Below are 19,220 nucleotides of genomic sequence, written 5' to 3' on the forward strand. Positions count from 1 at the left end.
TTTTTTAACCCATGACAGCCTCTGATTTCCCGCTCCTCAATACCATCCAGACCCCCGCCGACGTTCGGGCCCTGAAGCCTGAACAACTCGAACCCCTGGCCGATGAGTTGCGTCGCTATCTGACCCATACCGTCAGTATCTCCGGCGGCCATTTCTCGGCTGGCCTGGGCACGGTGGAACTGACGGTGGCCTTGCATTATGTGTTCGATACGCCGTCTGATCAGTTGGTGTGGGATGTGGGCCATCAGGCTTATCCGCATAAGATTTTGACGGGGCGGAAAGAGCGGATGCCGACGATTCGCACCTTGGGCGGGGTGTCGGCGTTTCCGTGCCGGACGGAGAGCGAGTACGATGCGTTTGGGGTCGGTCATTCGTCAACGTCGATCAGCGCGGCGCTGGGCATGGCGATTGCCTCGCAGTTGCGCGGCGAGGACAAGAAGATGGTCGCCATTATCGGCGACGGTTCGATCACCGGCGGCATGGCCTATGAGGCGATGAATCATGCCGGCGATGTCAATGCCAATCTGTTGGTGATTTTGAACGATAACGATATGTCGATTTCGCCGCCGGTAGGCGCGATGAATAATTATCTGACCAAGGTGTTGTCGAGCAAGTTTTATTCGTCGGTACGGGAAGAAAGCAAGAAGGCTTTAGCCAGTATGCCGTCGGTCTGGGAGTTGGCCCGTAAGACGGAAGAGCATGTGAAGGGCATGATTGTGCCGGGTACTTTGTTCGAGGAGTTGGGCTTTAATTATTTCGGGCCGATCGACGGCCACGATGTGGAGATGCTGGTTTCGACTTTAGAGAAGTTGAAGGATTTGTCCGGGCCGGTGTTTTTGCATGTGGTCACGAAAAAAGGCAAAGGCTATGCCCCGGCCGAGAAGGATCCCTTGGCCTATCACGGGGTACCGGCTTTCGATCCGAGCAAGGATTATTTACCCAAAGCCGCACCGTCGCCGCATCCGACCTATACAGAAGTATTCGGGACTTGGCTGTGCGATATGGCCAAACAGGATGAGCGGCTGCTGGGGATTACCCCGGCGATGCGCGAAGGCTCGGGCTTGGTGGCGTTTTCCCAGCAGTTTCCCAAGCGTTATTTCGATGTGGCGATTGCCGAACAGCATGCCGTCACGTTGGCGGCCGGACAAGCCTGTCAGGGGGCAAAGCCGGTGGTGGCGATTTATTCGACCTTTTTGCAACGGGCTTACGATCAGTTAATCCACGATGTGGCCTTGCAGAATCTGGATGTGTTGTTTGCCCTAGATAGAGCGGGTTTGGTGGGGCCGGACGGTCCAACCCACGCGGGTGCGTTTGATTATAGTTATATGCGCTGTATTCCGAATATGCTGGTGATGGCGCCGGCCGATGAGAACGAGTGCCGGCAGATGCTGACCACCGGTTTCAAACACCATGGTCCGGCCTCAGTGCGCTATCCGCGCGGCAAGGGTCCGGGGGCCACGGTTGACAAGGCCTTGACCGAACTGGCTATCGGCAAGGGCGAAATCCGCCATCAAGGCAGCCGCATTGCAATTCTGGCCTGGGGCAGCATGGTGACACCGTCAGTGGAAGCCGGCAAACAACTGAGCGCGACGGTGGTGAATATGCGCTTTGTGAAACCGTTGGATGAAGCCTTGATTCTAGAGCTGGCGAAAAGTCATGATGTGATCGTCACGGTCGAAGAGAACGTGATTGCCGGCGGTGCCGGCAGTGCGGTGAACGAGTTCTTGCACGCCCAAAACATTCTGATGCCGGTGTTGAACATCGGCCTGCCGGATCGCTTCGTCGAGCAAGGCAGCCGCGAGGAGTTGCTGGCATTATGCGGCCTGGATACTAAGGGTATCTTGGCTAAGATTCAGGCGGTTTGTGCGTAAATCTGGAGGTTAGAAATGGAGAGATTGAGAAACAAGATTCGGGATATTCCGGATTTTCCAAAACCCGGCATTATCTTCAAAGATATAACACCACTGGTCAAAGACCCAGCCACATTACGTCTAGCGGTCCATCAACTGCTACATCCTTTCTTAGGCCGCGACATCACCGCAGTGGCCGGCATGGAAGCACGTGGCTTTATTTTCGGTTCGCTGGTGGCCTGGGAACTGGGTATTCCGTTTATCCCACTCCGCAAACCCGGCAAACTACCTTATGATGTACAAAGCGTTTCTTACGACCTGGAATACGGCTCGGCTGAACTGGAAGTGCATATCGATGCAGTGGACAGTAACGACAAGGTGTTGTTGATCGACGATCTATTGGCCACTGGCGGCACCGCCAAGGCTAGTTGCGAACTGATCGAAAAGCTGGGCGCTACCGTGGTAGCCTGTGCTTTTGTGGTGGAACTGGACTTCTTACAAGGGCGGGAAAAACTGGGTAACTACGAAGTGCATACCTTGCTACATTACTGAGAAATACTACAGAGACGCCTCCCTGCGTCTCTTCAAACAAATTTAACGGCGATTAAGCGGTCTTTTTTTTTTACTCATTTGGTCCATTTTGTCGGAGGCTTTTTCAAATTCTAAAGCAGCATTATCGAACGATTTGGACATGCTATCAAACGCCGCACCACTGGGCTTTACATTGCCAGGAACTACCTCAATGCCATTTTGCACGTGACCAGGTAGTTTTTTGGCCGTATCGGCTTTTGGTTTTTGCGTCGCACTAGTTTCTTTAGGCTTTGCTGAAGAAATTTCACCAACATCGACATCCGCATCTATATCGAGATCGTAGTCAGTCGAATTACTCTTGCCGTCATTAATCAGGTTCTTGCGATATTGCAAAAATGACTCACGGGTAAACACATAAGGATCCAACGCTGCTTCGTCGATAAAATTCAACGCGCCTTCGGCATTCGCCCTATCGTTAATCCCTTCTACAATGCCGGTACCCGGCACGTAAGTTCCTGGATTGGCGGCTTTATCCACCACAATTGCCGCGCCATCACGCACAGTAGTCGGCCCCAAAACTGGCAGCACCAAATAAGGGCCCTGATCGACTCCCCAGACCGCGAGCGTTTGCCCAAAATCCTCAACATTATTTTGCAAGCCTAGATCGCTGGCCACATCAAACAAGCCGAGCAGACCCACCGTGGAATTGGTCAGGAACCGCCCAGTATCGGAAGCCCCTTGTTCAAACTTACCTTGCAGAACATCGTTCAAAACAACATTGATACCTTTAAGATTGGTAAAAAAATTGCTAACTCCAGTTTGCATGAAATTGGGCGTTACAGTCTTATACCCATTAGCGATGGGCTTCAGCAAATGCTTATCCAAGCCCATGTTAAAACCGTACATGGAGCGATTGAAACCCTCGTAAGGATCCGCTGCGTCTGACTTAGCTTTAGACGCTCTGTTAGCATCGACCGGATGCTTATCCGTGGTAGCACACCCGGTTACCGATAATGCGCTTGAAAATAACACCACCCAAAACAGGGATGCCTGGCTGCTGCCTTGATAACGAGGGCTATACATTACTGACGATTCCTAACAAACTTATTGCTTTGCGTAACTTTCAATTTTCTCAGTGATTTTAACGATCAAGGCATCAAAGCCATCACGGCTTAATACACTAGTGTAATCCGATCTTTTCAATGCCAAATCACTGACGCCATCGGCTATTATATTGATAATTTGCCAGCCATCGTCTTTTTTCTTCATCATATAATCGAACTTGACATCCTTTTCGCCGGGAATATGCAAGTTGGTATGAATCACCACACCTCCCCTACCGGTTTCCTCTTCAGAAGCAAAGGTAAACGATTCGCCCGAATAGTCTTTAAAGTTATGAGCATATGCCGACACACTAAGCTTGCTGAATACGCTTTCCAGTTTATTCTGCTGCTCCGTTGTCAACTCTTCCCATTGCTTGCCCACCACGATTCTGGCGATTTTAGGCAAATCATGGCTCTTTTTTACCGCCACATCCAGTTTGTCGTAGCGCCCTTGAAAGCCAAGCTCTTTGCCGGCTTTCATTACGCTCAGCAGCTGATTTTGAAACTCTTCGACAACCTGACGAGCAGAAATCTCTTCAGCATTAGCCAAGGACGACAGGCAGACAAGCATTAGCAAACTAAGACTGAAATACAATTTTTTAAACATAATCGTTATAAAAACCTGTTAATGAGGATGACTTCCAGGGTTAGTCTTAAGACTCTACTTTTACCGGAATCTCGGAAATTGCCGACTTTTTGAAAGAAGCAACAAACTCAGGCTGCTTTTCAGCAACCATTTCGCCGGAGGTTTTGGGACCACGCACCGCTGCCCACAAAGCTTTCAATGGATGCGCCAAGGTATCCTCAACCGCTGTTGCTTCGTAGCCGCAATGCGCCATGCAATTAGCGCATTTAGGATTTTTCACCGTACCATATTTGTCCCAAGGCGTGTCATCCAGCAACTCTTGAAAGGAATTAGCATTACCTTCGTCAGCCAACAAATAGCAAGGTTTTTGCCAGCCGAATACGTTGCGCGTTGGATTACCCCATGGCGTACAGTCGTAATTCTGATTGCCGGCCAGATAATCCAAATACAGCGACGAATGGTTCAATTTCCACTTACGGTTCTTGCCGATTTTGAAAATACCGCGAAACAGGTTTTTAACGTCAAGGCCTTTAATAAACACGTCCTGCTTAGGCGCGCGCTCATAGCTGAATCCAGGCGCAATAGTGACGCCTTCTACACCCAACTCCATCGCGTAATCCAAAAACTCCGCCACTTCTTGCGGGGTTTCGCCTTGGAACAGGGTGCAATTAACGGTGACCCTAAAGCCTTTACCCAAGGCCAATTTGATCGCTTCGACAGCAATATCGAAAACCCCTTCCTGGCAAACAGAAGTATCATGCCGCTCTTTTAAACCGTCCAGATGCACGGAAAAGGTTAGATAAGGCGAGGGCGTATAATCGTTAATTCGTTTTCTTAACAGCAAGGCGTTGGTGCACAGATAAACAAACTTCTTTCTAGCAACGATACCGGCCACAATCTGCGGCATTTCTTTATGAATCAAGGGTTCGCCGCCTGGAATGGACACCATCGGCGCACCACATTCATCAACCGCAGCCAAACATTCCTCAACAGAAAGCCGCTTGTCGAGAATTTCATCGGGATAATCGATTTTACCGCAGCCCGCGCATGCTAAATTGCATCTGAACAGGGGCTCCAGCATCAAAACCAAAGGATATTTTTTTACACCTTTGATCTTTTGCTTGATCAGATAACTACCTACAGCCAATTGCTGACGTAAAGGAACACTCACAGCATTATTCTCCAAAATCTATCACGACATCCAGCGACCACGGCTGTTACAAAAAAACAACAGCCGCAAACCGATAACCATCCTAGAAGTGACACCTGCTGCGGCCAATTTAGACCATCAATTAGGCTCGAGGCGCACAATTAGATGTGGTCAGAATACCACTTTCCAACAACATACTCCAGATAAAATACGCAAAAAACAACAAGAACATGCGCACATTTCCTGAAAGCCACACAAAGCCGCTTAGCAACCACAAAAAAGCCTAACCCCTAAAAAACCATAATTATTTTTCTAAAACAACAACAAAGATCAGAAACACCAACTCATATATTGCTTTTGCCAGCACCATTTCGACAAATTTGCCATAAAGCAACATCACTTTGCAAAACACCAACAAACAGTCTATCATTTGGGCAACTAATAGTTAGCCTTGATACAGATGAACGGATCTCAAACACTAATCAATAATCCGGAGTTGCTCAGACAACTAGCCGACGCCGAACTGCAAGCCACCTTGCTTGAAGGCGTGTCGCGCACGTTTGCGCTAACTATCCCGCAACTCCCGGATGAACTGTATCCGGCTGTGGCGAATGCTTATTTGCTATGCCGGATTGTCGACACCATAGAAGACGAAATATCCCTTAGCGCCGAACAAAAGAAATACTTTTGCAGCGCTTTTATAGACATAGTCAAGACCGGCAATAACGCAGATGTATTCAGCGCCGAGCTGGCTCCACTGCTCTCGGAGCAAACCATTCCGGCCGAACATAGCCTGATCCAGCTGGTGCCTCGCGTGATTGCCATAACCCGCTCACTGGACGCTCCGCAAATAGAAGCCCTGGCGTGTTGCGTGGAAACGATGGCGAACGGCATGCCGGTCTATCAGGCGTTGGATTTACATGCCGGCTTGAAAACCCTGAAAGACATGGACGACTACTGCTACTACGTAGCCGGCTGCGTCGGTGAGATGCTGGCAAAGTTGTTCTGCCATTATTCCCCGGAAATCGCCGCACATCGCGAAGAACTATTAAGACTCTCAGTCTCCTTTGGTCAAGGCCTGCAAATGACCAATATCCTGAAAGACATTTGGGATGACGCTAAACGCGGCGTGTGCTGGTTACCGCAAGACATTTTCACCGAAACCGGCTTCAATCTGACCGAACTGACGCCGGAAACCGACGACGAGCGTTTCCGCCTCGGCCTGAGCCATCTGGTGGCTATCGCTCACGGGCACTTGCAAAATGCATTAACTTACACCCAGCTCCTGCCCAGCCACGAAACCGGCATCCGCAACTTTTGCCTTTGGGCGCTGGGCATGGCCGTACTGACCTTGAAGAAAATCAAGGCAAACCTTAATTTCAACGAATCGAATCAGGTCAAAATCAGCCGCAATAGTGTGAAAGCCACTATTGTCGCGACCAAATTGACCGTGCGCAGCAATTTGCTGCTATCCCTACTGTTTAACCTGACCAGCCGTAATTTGAAATCGCCGGATTGGCACTATTCACCTATATCGCACACTGGACAATAAGGAATCACTATGTTTACTGAAGCCCATATAGATACCAGCAGCCAAGACATCAGCAATGCCAATACCGGCAAAACGGCCGGCCTTGGCTTACTGCATGCCGCCATCGAACGCGCCCAAGCCAAACTACTCAGCTTGCAAAGCCCGGAAGGTTATTGGGTATTTGAGCTGGAAGCCGACTGCACTATCCCGTCCGAATACATCATGATGATGCACTATCTGGACGACATCGACGAAGAATTGCAGCGCAAAATGGCCGTTTACCTGCGCAGCCGCCAGGCCGAAGACGGCAGCTATCCGCTATTTACCGGCGGCCCTGGCGACATCAGCGGTAGCGTCAAAGCTTATTACGCCTTAAAAATGGCCGGCGACGCCATCGATGCGCCGCATATGGTCAAATTACGCGACTGGATACTCAGCCAAGGCGGTGCAGCGCGCGCCAACGTCTTCACCCGAATCGCACTGGCGATATTCGAACAATTACCTTGGCGCGGGGTGCCGTATATTCCTGTGGAAATTATGCTGCTGCCCAGCTGGTTTCCGTTTCATCTGGACAAAGTATCCTATTGGTCGCGCACCGTGATGGTACCGCTGTTCATCATGTGCACCCTAAAGGCTAAAGCCAAAAATCCGCACAAGGTCAACGTCTTGGAATTGTTTGTCGTTCATCCGGACGAGGAAAAACATTACTTTCCGGAACGGACTCTGCTGAATAAATTCTTCCTGGGCCTGGATAAACTGGGCCGCGTCACCGAGCCGTTGATTCCACAACGCATGCGCGAACACGCCATTCAAAAAGCCGTTGATTGGTTTACCGAACGCCTGAATGGCGAGGATGGTTTGGGCGGCATATTCCCCGCCATGGTTAACGCCTACCAAGCCATGTTGTTACTGGGCTTTCCAGCCGATCACCCTAACGTGGTGATCGCTCGCCAATCAATCGATAAACTGCTGGTTATCAAAGATGACTACGCCTATTGCCAACCCTGCTTATCGCCAGTTTGGGATACGGCACTGGCGGCATTGGCTCTGCAGGAATCCGACAAAACCGCTAACGCTCCGCAACTAAGCAAAGCTTACGAATGGCTCAAGAGCGTACAACTGTCTGACGAACCGGGTGATTGGCGCGTTCGCCGCCCTAATCTGGCCGGTGGCGGCTGGGCGTTTCAATTCGCCAATCCGCATTACCCCGATGTCGACGATACAGCGGTTGTTGGCTTTGCGATGGCAGACTCCAATCTGCCTGAATTGGACGAGTCCATTCACAGAGCGACACGCTGGATTGTCGGTATGCAATCGCAAAACGGCGGCTACGGCGCTTTCGATGTCGACAACACCTATTACTATCTGAACGAAATTCCATTCGCCGACCACGGCGCCCTGCTCGACCCACCGACTGTAGACGTCAGCGCCCGCTGCGCGATGTTGATGGCCCGAGTGGCGAAGGATCACGACGAATATTTACCAGCCCTGAAACGCACTATCGAATACATCCGCGGCGATCAGGAAGCCGACGGTTCGTGGTTCGGCCGCTGGGGTACCAATTATATTTACGGCACCTGGTCTGCCTTGCTGGGCCTGGAGCAAACCGATGTTCCGAAAACCGACCCGATGTACACTAAAGCTGCGGCCTGGCTAAAAAGCGTCCAACGCAAAGACGGCGGCTGGGGCGAAGACAACCTGAGTTATCACGACGATAAGAAATTTCGCGGCCGCTACCATTTCAGCACCGCCTTCCAAACCGCTTGGGCCGTGTTGGGCTTGATCGCCGCCGGCGAAGTCCACAGCCAGGAAGTCAAAGCCGGCATCGACTTCTTGCTGCGCAGCCAGCAGGCGGACGGGGTTTGGAATGACCCCTGCTTTACCGCACCAGGCTTTCCAAAGGTGTTTTATTTGAAGTATCACGGCTATGACAAGTTCTTCCCATTATGGGCATTGGCTAGATACCGTAACGAATTAGCCAAACAGTGACCATAGGAATTCTTGTTGCCTTACCGGAAGAGCTCTCCACCCTGACCCGCCTAAAATTGGTCCAGGGTGATTGCGTCAGAATCGCCGACAACATTCTCCTGGCATTTGCCGGTGCCGGACCGGTCAATGCGGAGCGGGCCACGCGCCTGTTAATCGCCAAAGGCGCTAAAAAACTGATCAGTTGGGGCTGCGCAGCCGCATTGTCGCCGCAATTGAAACCGGGCGATCTGATGCTGGCCGAGCAGTTGTTATCGGAGCAACAACAGGTGTTCGATACTGATCCCCGCTGGCGTAAGCGTCTGCATGAGTTGCTGGATAAGCAGTTTCCGATTTCCAATGGTAAGTTGGCTGAAAGCAGCCATATCGTCAGCAACAGTAGCGATAAGCACAAACTATACCGACAAACCGGTGCGATTGCCTTGGACATGGAAAGCTGCGCCATGGCCAAAATTGCCGAGCAATCAAACTTACCTTGCTTAGCAATTCGTACGATTGCCGATCCGGTAAGCATGAGCCTACCCCAAGCGGTTACTCAAGCCTTAAATGGCCAGGGGCAGGTAGAAACCAGCAAACTCTTGCGTTTTTTGGCAACCCACCCATGGGAAGCGCCCAGCCTCATCAAGTTGGGCTTACATTTTCATGCCGCGCAAAAAACCTTGAAAATCATTGCCAAACAACTAAACGAAATCATCGTTTTTTAGCAGAAAACCGTGAATTATTGAAGGGTTAAGCAGCGGGAACATAGCGTAATCCGGAAATAGACCAAGCACTTACGAGGTATTACATGTCTTTTAGCATTGCCGATCTTTTTACTCAGCATTTCGACGAGAAATTCGACCTGCATGAGCATTATCTTAACAACCAGATGGTGCGCGTCTTACGTACCATTGGTTACGACAGAAACTATAAAAAAGCGATCGGCCAATATCTTTACGACGAAGACGGTAACGAATACCTGGACTTGCTGAGCGGTTTCGGCGTGTTTGCGATGGGACGCAACCATCCGACCATCATCAAAGCTCTGCAAGAAACCCTGACGCTGGAATTACCCAGCCTGGTACAGATGGATGTATCCTTGCTCAGCGGTCTGCTGGCCAAAGAAATTCTGGCGACCTGCCCGGACAATCTGGAAAAAATGTTTTTCTGCAATTCCGGTACCGAAGCCGTCGAAGCGGCGATCAAATTCGCCCGCTACACCACCAAACGCTCGCGCATCGTCCATTGCGACCACGGCTACCACGGCCTGACGATGGGCTCATTGTCACTGACCGGCGAACACATCTTCCGCGAAGGTTTCGGCCCACTGTTACCGGAATGCACTTCGGTGCCGTTCAATGACTTGGCCGCATTGGAACAAGCCTTGAGCAGCAAAGATGTGGCGGCCTTCATTGTCGAACCGATACAAGGTAAAGGCGTCAACATTCCGGACGATAACTACCTGCCGGAAGTCGAGCGCTTGTGCAAAAAATACGGCACCTTGTTCGTGGCCGACGAAATCCAGACCGGCATAGGCCGCACCGGCAAGTTCTGGGCCATCGAGCACTGGGGCGTTAAACCGGACATGATTTTGATGGCAAAAGCCTTGTCCGGCGGCTTCATCCCTGTCGGCGGCGTCGCCATGACCACCCATATCATGGACACCGTGTTCAACCGCATGGACCGAGCCGTCGTGCATGGTTCAACCTTCTCGAAAAACAATATGGCAATGGCGGCCGGCTTGTCTGCCTTGCATGTGGTTCACGAAGAAAAACTGGTGGAAAACAGCGCTAAAGTCGGTGAAGACATCATAGCCACCATCAACGCGATGGCGCCGAAATACGAATTTCTGAAAGAAGCGCGCGGCAAAGGTTCAATGATTGCCATCGAATTCCATGCCCCGAAAAGCTTGGGATTGAAAGCCGCTTGGGCCATGCTGGAAGCAGCCAACAAAGGCCTATTCTGCCAGATGATCCTGATCCCGCTGTTCAAGGAACACCGAGTACTGGCACAAGTGGCCGGCCACGGCATGAACGTGGTCAAATTTTTACCGCCGCTGACGCTGACTCAAAAAGACCGCGATTGGATCGTCAATTCCGTGGAAAAAACCATCGCCGATACGCATAACGTCACCGGTTCGATCTGGACGCTGGGTAAAAACCTGGCCGGCCATGCCCTGAAAAACAAAAAATAAGGTGCCCTACATGAATTTTTTCAAACCCGCTTTGTTCGCCTTGGCACTGGTCGCCAGTAACAGCGCTTTCGGCCACGCCGTTGTCACGCACAATTCTTTAAAACTCAAACCCGTGCCGGTCAATCTGGCCAGTGACGTGGAATTATCGTTCAATTCCAAAGTGGAATTGGATTTATCGGAAGTATTCCTGGTCAGTGCCGGGGATAAAATGCAAACCATTACGGCCACGCCGGGCGAAAAACCCGGCCAAGTCTTGCTGCATCTGCCAGCCTTGGAACCCGGCGAATATGCCATCAAATTAAAAATCTTCGCCGCCGACGGCCATCTCAGCGAAGACCTGCTGCGTTTTTTTGTCAAACAGGCTAAGTGATCCGCATGGAAGGCATTGCAAATTATTTAGACTCACTGATAGGCGGCGTCGATCTCACGTTTTATTCCATCACCATCGGTGGCTTGCTGTGGGGACTGTTAGTCCTGCGCCCCTGGCATGAAGAAGCGCTGTATAACTCGGCCTTACTGAGCAAAACCGTCAACCTGATTCATTTCGGCAGTAAAGCCCTGGTCATCACCCAATTGTCGAAAATCGGCCTGAAAATATGGCTGATGGCCGTGACCTTGGGCAAATCGCCGTTCCCGGCGTTTTTCCAAACCGTGCAATTCCAGGCCGGTTTAGCGCGCGCTACCTGCGCTTTTATTTTGGCGGTGTTCATCCGGCAAGCGTTAAAAAGCAATCCACGCTCCAAACAATTCTGGGTGCTGTCCACGGCGATTATTGTGCCGCTGGTCATTTCCGCAGCTTGGCTGGTACACGGCGCGAGTCGTTTGGAGGATCGCGGCCTGTTAATGACGTTAACTGTCACGCATCAGATCGCTGCGGCCACTTGGGTGGGCGGCATATTTCAAATTCTGACGTTATGGGGCTTGAAAAAACGTAATGCCATAGCCGTTGAAGTTTGGCCTTTATTGCTGAAACGCTTCTCGGCAGTGGGCATTGGCGCAGTCGTCATATTGCTGGTCACCGGCACACCGCTAGCCTGGTATTACATCCGCACTTTCCAAGGCTTCATCGGCGCAGGCTACGGCAATCTGTTATTGGTAAAAATCATCATGCTGGGCCTGGCATTGGGCTTTGCCTGGTTGAACCGGCAAGCCGTAAATGCCTATTTCACCAGCCGCAGCCTGTATTCTCTTACCGCGCGCGTACCCTATTATATCGAAGCGGAAACCCTGATACTGCTGACTATCCTGTTCACTGCCGCCAGTTTGGCCTCGCAACCGCCCGCAGTCGACATTCCGCATTTAACGGCAAGTTTCGAAGAAGTCTTGAACATGTTCCATCCGCGCGTACCGCGTTGGGAATCACCGACTCACGAAGCCTTGATTGCCGGCGAAGCCGGACGGGTGGCCATCGTCGGCCAAATCCCGTCGGAAGCCGCTACCGCCTGGTCCGATTACAACCACAACATTTCCGGCATCTTCCTGGCGACCATGAGCTTCTTCGCGATGCTGTCGTTTTCTGATCGCTTCCACCGTTGGGCCCGTTTCTGGCCGGTGGGTTTCATGGCATTGGGCGTGTTCCTGTTTTTCCGCAGCGACGCCGAAAGCTGGCCGCTCGGTCCTATCGGTTTCTGGGAAAGTACCTTTAACAACGGCGAGATTCTGCAACATCGTATCGCCACTTTACTGGTATTCGTATTGGGCTTGATCGAAGTGCGCGCCCGCCTCAACAATAACAGCGGCTTCATGCCTTACATGTTTCCGTTGCTGGCGGCATTTGGCGGCATGATGCTGTTGGCGCATTCGCATGTCGGTTTCGAGGCAAAAACCGCCTTCCTGATTCAGGTCGGCCATACCATGATGGGCGTATTCTCGCTGATCCTGGCTTGCGGCCGCTGGCTGGAACTCAAATTAGATTCGCCCGGTAAAAACGTAGCCGGATTTATTTCAGTGTTCGCTTTATTCCAGATAGGCGTCATCCTGATGTTCTATCGTGAACCCCTGTACTGATCATGAAACAGACTAACGAATTTCCGTTACTAGACACCATCCAGACCCCCGCCGACGTTCGGGCCCTGAAGCCTGAACAACTGGAGCCGCTGGCCGATGAGTTGCGTCGCTATCTGACCCATACCGTCAGTATCTCCGGCGGCCATTTCTCGGCAGGCCTGGGCACGGTGGAACTGACGGTGGCGCTGCATTATGTGTTCGATACGCCTTCGGATCAGTTGGTCTGGGATGTGGGACATCAGGCTTATCCGCATAAGATTTTGACGGGGCGGAAAGAACGGATGCCGACGATTCGCACCTTGGGTGGAGTGTCGGCGTTTCCGTGTCGGACGGAGAGCGAGTACGATGCGTTTGGGGTCGGTCATTCGTCAACGTCGATCAGCGCGGCGCTGGGCATGGCGATTGCCTCGCAGTTGCGCGGGGAAGATAAGAAGATGGTGGCGATCATCGGTGACGGTTCGATCACCGGCGGGATGGCTTATGAGGCGATGAATCATGCCGGCGATGTGAATGCCAATCTGTTGGTGATTCTGAACGATAACGATATGTCGATTTCGCCCCCAGTAGGCGCGATGAATAATTATCTGACCAAGGTGTTGTCGAGCAAGTTTTATTCCTCTGTACGAGAGGAAAGTAAGAAGGCTTTGGCCAGTATGCCGTCAGTGTGGGAATTAGCCCGGAAGACGGAAGAGCATGTTAAGGGCATGATTGTGCCGGGCACGCTGTTCGAGGAGTTGGGCTTTAATTATTTCGGGCCGATCGACGGCCACGATGTGGCGATGTTGGTTTCGACTTTAGAGAAGTTGAAGGATTTATCCGGGCCGGTGTTTTTGCATGTGGTCACCAAGAAAGGCAAAGGCTATGCACCGGCGGAGAAAGATCCCTTGGCCTATCATGGGGTACCGGCTTTCGATCCGAGCAAGGATTATTTACCCAAAGCCGCACCGTCGCCGCATCCGACCTATACAGAAGTATTCGGGACTTGGCTGTGCGATATGGCCAAACAGGATGAGCGGCTGCTGGGGATTACCCCGGCGATGCGCGAAGGCTCAGGTCTGGTAGCATTTTCCCAGCAGTTTCCGAAACGCTATTTCGATGTGGCGATTGCCGAGCAGCACGCGGTGACCTTGGCGGCCGGTCAAGCCTGTCAGGGCGCGAAGCCGGTGGTGGCGATTTATTCGACCTTCTTGCAACGGGCTTACGATCAGTTGATCCACGATGTCGCTTTACAGAATCTGGATGTGTTGTTTGCTCTAGATCGAGCGGGCCTGGTGGGACCGGACGGTCCGACCCATGCCGGGGCGTTTGATTATAGTTATATGCGCTGTATTCCGAATATGCTGGTGATGGCGCCGGCCGATGAGAACGAGTGTCGGCAGATGCTGACCACCGGTTTCAAGCACCATGGCCCGGCTTCGGTGCGCTATCCGCGCGGCAAGGGGCCGGGGGCCACGGTCGATAAGGCCTTGACCGAACTCCCCATCGGCAAGGGCGAAATCCGCCATCAAGGCAGCCGCATTGCGATTCTGGCCTGGGGCAGCATGGTGACACCGTCAGTGGAAGCCGGCAAGCAGCTGGGCGCGACGGTGGTGAATATGCGCTTTGTGAAACCGTTGGATGAAGCCTTGATTTTAGAGATGGCGAAAAGTCACGATGTGATCGTCACGGTCGAAGAGAACGTGATTGCCGGCGGTGCCGGCAGTGCGGTGAACGAGTTCTTGCAGGCACAGAACATTCTGATGCCGGTGTTGAACATCGGCCTGCCGGATCGCTTCGTCGAGCAAGGCAGCCGCGAGGAATTGCTGGCATTATGCGGCCTGGATACGAAGGGTATCTTGGCTAAGATTCAGGCGGTTTGTGCGTAAATATCGGATATGGACGTATCAGCTTCTAGCACTGATGCGTCTTGCCGGTTAAGAATCCCACACTGCAAATTGAAAACAGGTGCGGATAAGTTGTTAGACTTCGTTATTGAGCGAGGCTAGGCTTCATACCATGTTGAGTATTCTTATCGTCCCAGCCCTAACCGATAATTATATTTACCTGCTGCACGAATCAAACAGCGGCAAAACAGCTGTGGTCGATCCAGCTGTTCCCGAGCAGGTGCTGGATACACTTCAGCAACAAGGCTGGCAACTTGATTACATTTTTAATACCCATCATCACAGCGACCATACAGGCGCCAATTTACAACTCAAGCAGCAAACCGGCTGCAAGATCGTTGGCTCGGCAGCCGACCAGGCGCGTATCCCCGGCATTGACATACTGCTCGGCGACGGGGATGTAGTTAAACTCGGCAATCAGTGCTTTCAGGTCATCGACACACCCGGCCATACCGTAGGGCATATCGTTTATTACAGCGCCGATAGCCAGGCTTTGTTTTGCGGCGACACTTTGTTTTCGCTGGGTTGCGGCCGATTGTTCGAAGGCAGCGCCGAACAGATGTGGTATTCGTTGGAAAACCTGAAAGCCTTGCCGGCCGAAACCCGCGTCTACTGCGCGCACGAATATACCGCCGCGAATGGCCGCTTTGCGCTGTCAGTCGATGCCGATAATCCGCAGCTACGGCAGCGGATCGATCAAGTCGCCGAACTTCGTCAACAAAACCGCCCCACCCTTCCTTCGACTATCGGCCTGGAACTAGCAACTAACCCTTTTTTTAGGGCAGATGATCTAGGTATTCGCAATAATATCGGCATGACAGACCAATCCGACTTGGCGGTTTTCAGGCAATTACGCCTATTGAAAGACCAGTTTCGATAAATCGACCCCAGCTGTCGATACCCTTTAATTCTGCTAGACTGTTGTCCACATTTCGGCATGTTTCCTTGCCAACCTTTGGATTTTCATGAATAACATCCCCTCGATCAGCATCGTCATCCCCGCGAAAAACGAGTCTAGAAATCTGCCGTCCTTTTTACCGATGTTACATCTGCTGTACCCTGATGCGGAGATTCTGCTGATAAACGATGGCTCGACGGACGATACTGCCGCCATCGCTCGCGCGGCCGGTGTCACAGTGATTGATCATCCTTACAGCATGGGCAACGGTGCGGCGATTAAAACCGGAGCCAGACATGCAAAAAACGATATTTTGGTGTTTATGGATGCCGATGGCCAACACGACCCCGGCGACATTCCGGCGTTGCTTAACAAACTGAACGACGGCTACGATATGGTGGTCGGTGCCCGAAACGCCGGTAGCCATGCCTCATTATTCCGACGTCTGGCGAATAAGTTCTACAATAAGCTGGCATCAGTGATGACCGGGCACAAAATAGAAGATCTTACGTCCGGATTTCGTGCGGCCCGAGCCAACAAATTCCGCAAATTTCTTTACCTCTTACCCAACGGTTTTTCTTATCCGACCACCAGCACAATGGCGTTTTTTCGTTCCGGCTTCCCGGTAGCCTACATTCCTATCCACGCCGGCAAACGCAGCGGCAAAAGCCATATCCGGCTGATGCATGACGGTTTTCGATTTTTTATTATTATCTTACGGATTGGGGTGCTGTTCTCACCCATGCGGCTGTTTTTACCCATCAGCAGCATAGTATTTAGCTTGGGCGCCGGCTATTACGGCTACACTTATTTTACCGAAAACCGATTTACCAATATGAGCGCGGTACTGTTTTTGTCGTCCTTGTTTATCTTTCTGATCGGCATCGTTTCCGAACAGATTTCATCCTTACATTATAAAAATATCGAATAACTCAAACCTTCACGCTGCTGAAAATCACGAACTTGGCATTTGCAGCCACCTGCCGGCAATTGCCGAATAATTTCTTTAGCGCCAGATGATAGTTCAAATGGCGATTACCGATTACCCGTAACTCACCGCCCTTACGCAAGACCTTATGTGCCTGCCGGAACATCTGCCAGGCAATATGATCGCCTATGGTGTGCTGTTGATGGAACGGCGGGTTACAGACTATGCAGTCTGCACTGTTCTCCGGGTAATCGCTCAAACAGTCGGCAACTAAAAAATCGGCCTGCCGACTATCGGCAAAAGCCGCCGCAAAATTTTCTTTGGCCGAGGCGATAGCCATAAACGATTCGTCGATAAACCCTATTCGCGCATTTGGGTTTTGTTTTGCCAACATCACGCCGACGATGCCGTTACCACAACCCAAATCGATAAAATCTCGGTACTCGGAGTTTTGCGGCAGATGCTCCAATAAAAAACGGGTGCCTATATCCAGGCTATCGCGAGAAAATACGTTGGCGTGATTGCAGACCGAAAGATCGCTATTCTCCAACTGATAGCGCGTGGGATAAGGGTTTTCCGGCAGTTGCAGATTTTGATCCACACTGGCAAAAATCAGTCTAGCTTTTTTCACCGCCAAAGAGGGCTGCGTGGGCCCGACCAAGCGCTCCAGCAATTTCCAGGTGTTTGGCGGTAAGGTCTTTACCATACCGGCAGCGATTACCCGACAATCAGCCTTCAACAACGGTTTAAGCCTATGCAATTGATACTCCAGCAAAGCCATGGTTTTGGGGATTTTAATCAGTAGGTAATCAATGTCCGCTTCCGGTAGCGACAGGCTATCCAACAAGCGCACTCGCTCGTGGTCTATGCGATTCAATGCCAGATTAATACGTGTCGCCTGCTGCGAAAGCCAGGAATCGGACATAGCGGTTGGCCGGTAAGCGCTTAGCGAAACTGCCAACGCACCGAAGCTGTCATTGAGGATGACGATACTGCCATGCTCGGCAATGCCTGCGGCAGCCAGGTGATTTAACAGATATTCGTCAGCAGCATCCCAAGCCCGCAGCAGTTCATTTTTGCGAAAAGGTAAGCGCTGGAGTTGAAAAACTCCTAGCGGACTAGCTAATTCCAGATCCATATTCCGAGAAAAATAAAGTTGCTATACCCCAGGGCATAAAAGGTAGATAGATGTCATGACGGCACTTCAAGGAATTAGGTTAACCGCCAGGGCAGCGACAATTTGCCACGCGGCAAAATGCCACATTTTCAGGACAGTGTCGCTTCAGTAAACTGCAAGCAACTCTTGTATGCGCCCCTATGGGGAATGAGAGTTATACCCCACCTCTCCGAACGGCCGGTCCATCGCAACATGGACCCGGTCGTTTTTTTTAGCTAGCCCGACGTAGCTTATCGGCCGAAGATCCGGCAAACAGGCGATAAAAGTTCTCGGTCGATTGCTCGGCAATGGCTTCGACAGAGGTTCCGCGCAAATCCGCAATATGTTCCGCCACGTAGCGCACATAGGTCGGATAATTCGGTTTACCGCGATACGGCACCGGCGCCAGATACGGTGAGTCGGTTTCAATCAGAAAACGGTCGGCTGGTATTTTACGCGCCACATCTTTGATGGCTTCCGCGTTCTTGAAGGTCACGATGCCCGAAAAAGAGATATAGAAATTCAAATCCAATGCTTTTTCCGCATAAGCCCAATCCTCGGTAAAACAGTGGATAATCCCGCCCACTTGGTCCGCGCCTTCTTGCCGCAACACATCCAAGGAATCCTGCCCAGCTTCGCGAGTATGGATAATTAAAGGCTTGTTGAGTGTCTTGGCGGCGGCGATATGGGTGCGAAACCGTTGAAACTGCCATTCCAAATCGCCCTCGCTACGAAAATAGTCCAGCCCCGTCTCACCAATGGCGATCACTTTTTCGTTATCGGCCAACTGCAGCAAGTCATCCAGCGTGGGCTCACGCCCATCATGAACATTTGGATGCACGCCCACCGACAAGGAGATGTCCGAATACGGCATGACTTGCTCCAGCATAGCCGGATAGGCTTCCATATCGATAGCAATACACAGCATATGGCTGATCTGGGCCGCGCGTGCCGCTTGCATGAAGGTATTGAAATCATTAGCGTAGGGCGCCAAGTCGATACGATCAAGATGGCAGTGGGAGTCGATGAACATGAGTTTAGAAAAGTAAAGACAAGCGGCAAAGTCCGCCCGCAAAAGTGTTTACATGGTGTGCGTGGAGCGATCAGATTCTAATGCACCGGCCAGATAGGTTTCGATTTTATTGCGCGCAGCACCACCATCCTGATCACTGAATTGCACGCCAATACCGGCGGCGCGATAGCCTTCCGCGCCGGACGGCGTTTTCCAGATAATTTTACCGGCAATCGGCAAGCGTTCAGTTTCGTCCATTAAATTCAGCAACATGAACACTTCCTCACCCATCTCGTACTCGCGTTTGGTCGGGATGAACAAGCCGCCATTTTTCACGAAGGGCATGTACGCCGCATACAGCGCGTTTTTATCCTTGATCGATAAGGACAGGATACCTTGTCTGGGTGCTGCTGATTCTGCCATACG

Annotated in this window: 17 protein-coding genes; 11 read left to right on the plus strand and 6 right to left on the minus strand. The window is 51.5% G+C overall.

The features are described from left to right. Positions 1 to 11: 11 nt before the first annotated feature. Both dxs (ACWAU0_RS02415) and ACWAU0_RS02420 read left to right on the plus strand, forming a co-directional pair. Entirely contained in the window at positions 12 to 1,871 is a 1,860-nt protein-coding gene (gene dxs / locus ACWAU0_RS02415) for a 1-deoxy-D-xylulose-5-phosphate synthase (RefSeq protein ID WP_205453457.1), read from the plus strand. 15 nt (positions 1,872 to 1,886) lie between these two features. Continuing rightward, a complete protein-coding gene (locus ACWAU0_RS02420; protein ID WP_458138200.1) occupies positions 1,887 to 2,402 on the plus strand; it encodes an adenine phosphoribosyltransferase in 516 nt (171 codons plus the stop codon). Between the two features lie 42 nt (positions 2,403 to 2,444). On the opposite strand, the gene ACWAU0_RS02425 is transcribed toward ACWAU0_RS02420, so the two are convergent. Genes ACWAU0_RS02425 through hpnH form a run of 3 tightly spaced genes read right to left on the minus strand, consistent with a single transcriptional unit; the run spans position 2,445 to position 5,241 of the window. Then, the gene (locus ACWAU0_RS02425) at positions 2,445 to 3,464 is read right to left on the minus strand and encodes an MlaA family lipoprotein (protein WP_205453455.1); all 1,020 of its coding nucleotides are present in this window, start codon (positions 3,462 to 3,464) and stop codon (positions 2,445 to 2,447) included. A 21-nt stretch (positions 3,465 to 3,485) separates the two neighbouring features. After that, positions 3,486 to 4,091, minus strand: a complete 606-nt coding sequence (gene hpnM / locus ACWAU0_RS02430) for a hopanoid biosynthesis-associated membrane protein HpnM (protein ID WP_101053361.1) — start codon at positions 4,089 to 4,091, stop codon at positions 3,486 to 3,488. 46 nt (positions 4,092 to 4,137) lie between these two features. Continuing rightward, positions 4,138 to 5,241, minus strand: coding sequence for an adenosyl-hopene transferase HpnH (gene hpnH / locus ACWAU0_RS02435; RefSeq protein ID WP_458138201.1), 1,104 nt, complete (start codon positions 5,239 to 5,241; stop codon positions 4,138 to 4,140). Between the two features lie 439 nt (positions 5,242 to 5,680). Here hpnH and ACWAU0_RS02440 point away from each other — a divergent pair, with 439 nt between their 5' ends. The 9 genes from ACWAU0_RS02440 to ACWAU0_RS02480 all read left to right on the plus strand — a co-directional run bounded on the left by ACWAU0_RS02440 (position 5,681) and on the right by ACWAU0_RS02480 (position 16,629). Beyond that, a complete protein-coding gene (locus tag ACWAU0_RS02440) occupies positions 5,681 to 6,772 on the plus strand; it encodes a phytoene/squalene synthase family protein (protein ID WP_458138202.1) in 1,092 nt (363 codons plus the stop codon). Positions 6,773 to 6,781: 9 nt separating this feature from the next. Then, complete coding sequence (gene shc / locus ACWAU0_RS02445; RefSeq protein ID WP_458138203.1) at positions 6,782 to 8,740, plus strand: squalene--hopene cyclase; 1,959 nt, start codon at positions 6,782 to 6,784, stop codon at positions 8,738 to 8,740. Next, the gene (locus ACWAU0_RS02450) at positions 8,737 to 9,441 is read left to right on the plus strand and encodes a phosphorylase family protein (RefSeq protein ID WP_033159607.1); all 705 of its coding nucleotides are present in this window, start codon (positions 8,737 to 8,739) and stop codon (positions 9,439 to 9,441) included. The genes shc and ACWAU0_RS02450 overlap by 4 nt, the downstream gene beginning before the upstream one ends. 83 nt (positions 9,442 to 9,524) lie before the next feature. After that, positions 9,525 to 10,910, plus strand: a complete 1,386-nt coding sequence (locus ACWAU0_RS02455; RefSeq protein ID WP_064036956.1) for an aspartate aminotransferase family protein — start codon at positions 9,525 to 9,527, stop codon at positions 10,908 to 10,910. A 10-nt stretch (positions 10,911 to 10,920) separates the two neighbouring features. Further along, the gene (locus ACWAU0_RS02460) at positions 10,921 to 11,280 is read left to right on the plus strand and encodes a copper resistance CopC family protein (RefSeq protein WP_033159609.1); all 360 of its coding nucleotides are present in this window, start codon (positions 10,921 to 10,923) and stop codon (positions 11,278 to 11,280) included. A gap of 5 nt (positions 11,281 to 11,285) precedes the next feature. Beyond that, positions 11,286 to 12,917 carry a CopD family protein gene (locus tag ACWAU0_RS02465; RefSeq protein ID WP_458138204.1) on the plus strand — a complete coding sequence of 544 codons (1,632 nt, stop codon included), beginning with the start codon at positions 11,286 to 11,288 and terminating at the stop codon, positions 12,915 to 12,917. A 2-nt stretch (positions 12,918 to 12,919) separates the two neighbouring features. Next, positions 12,920 to 14,782, plus strand: a complete 1,863-nt coding sequence (gene dxs, locus ACWAU0_RS02470) for a 1-deoxy-D-xylulose-5-phosphate synthase (RefSeq protein WP_458138205.1) — start codon at positions 12,920 to 12,922, stop codon at positions 14,780 to 14,782. Positions 14,783 to 14,912: 130 nt separating this feature from the next. After that, positions 14,913 to 15,680, plus strand: a complete 768-nt coding sequence (gene gloB / locus ACWAU0_RS02475) for a hydroxyacylglutathione hydrolase (protein WP_458138206.1) — start codon at positions 14,913 to 14,915, stop codon at positions 15,678 to 15,680. A gap of 85 nt (positions 15,681 to 15,765) precedes the next feature. Further along, positions 15,766 to 16,629: a glycosyltransferase family 2 protein gene (locus tag ACWAU0_RS02480; protein WP_171696422.1), complete on the plus strand. Its 864-nt coding sequence runs from the start codon at positions 15,766 to 15,768 to the stop codon at positions 16,627 to 16,629. A 1-nt stretch (position 16,630) separates the two neighbouring features. Here the strand turns inward: ACWAU0_RS02480 and ACWAU0_RS02485 are convergent, their stop codons facing one another. The 3 genes from ACWAU0_RS02485 to ACWAU0_RS02495 all read right to left on the minus strand — a co-directional run bounded on the left by ACWAU0_RS02485 (position 16,631) and on the right by ACWAU0_RS02495 (position 19,217). Then, positions 16,631 to 17,764 carry a methyltransferase gene (locus ACWAU0_RS02485; protein ID WP_458138207.1) on the minus strand — a complete coding sequence of 378 codons (1,134 nt, stop codon included), beginning with the start codon at positions 17,762 to 17,764 and terminating at the stop codon, positions 16,631 to 16,633. Positions 17,765 to 18,014: 250 nt separating this feature from the next. Beyond that, entirely contained in the window at positions 18,015 to 18,815 is an 801-nt protein-coding gene (locus ACWAU0_RS02490; RefSeq protein ID WP_033157113.1) for a TatD family hydrolase, read from the minus strand. Positions 18,816 to 18,863: 48 nt separating this feature from the next. Further along, positions 18,864 to 19,217 (minus strand): PilZ domain-containing protein, encoded by a 354-nt coding sequence (locus tag ACWAU0_RS02495; protein ID WP_033157114.1) that lies wholly within the window; start codon positions 19,215 to 19,217, stop codon positions 18,864 to 18,866. Positions 19,218 to 19,220: the final 3 nt, after the last annotated feature.

The organism is Methylomonas sp. Uni0009, assembly GCF_054188105.3.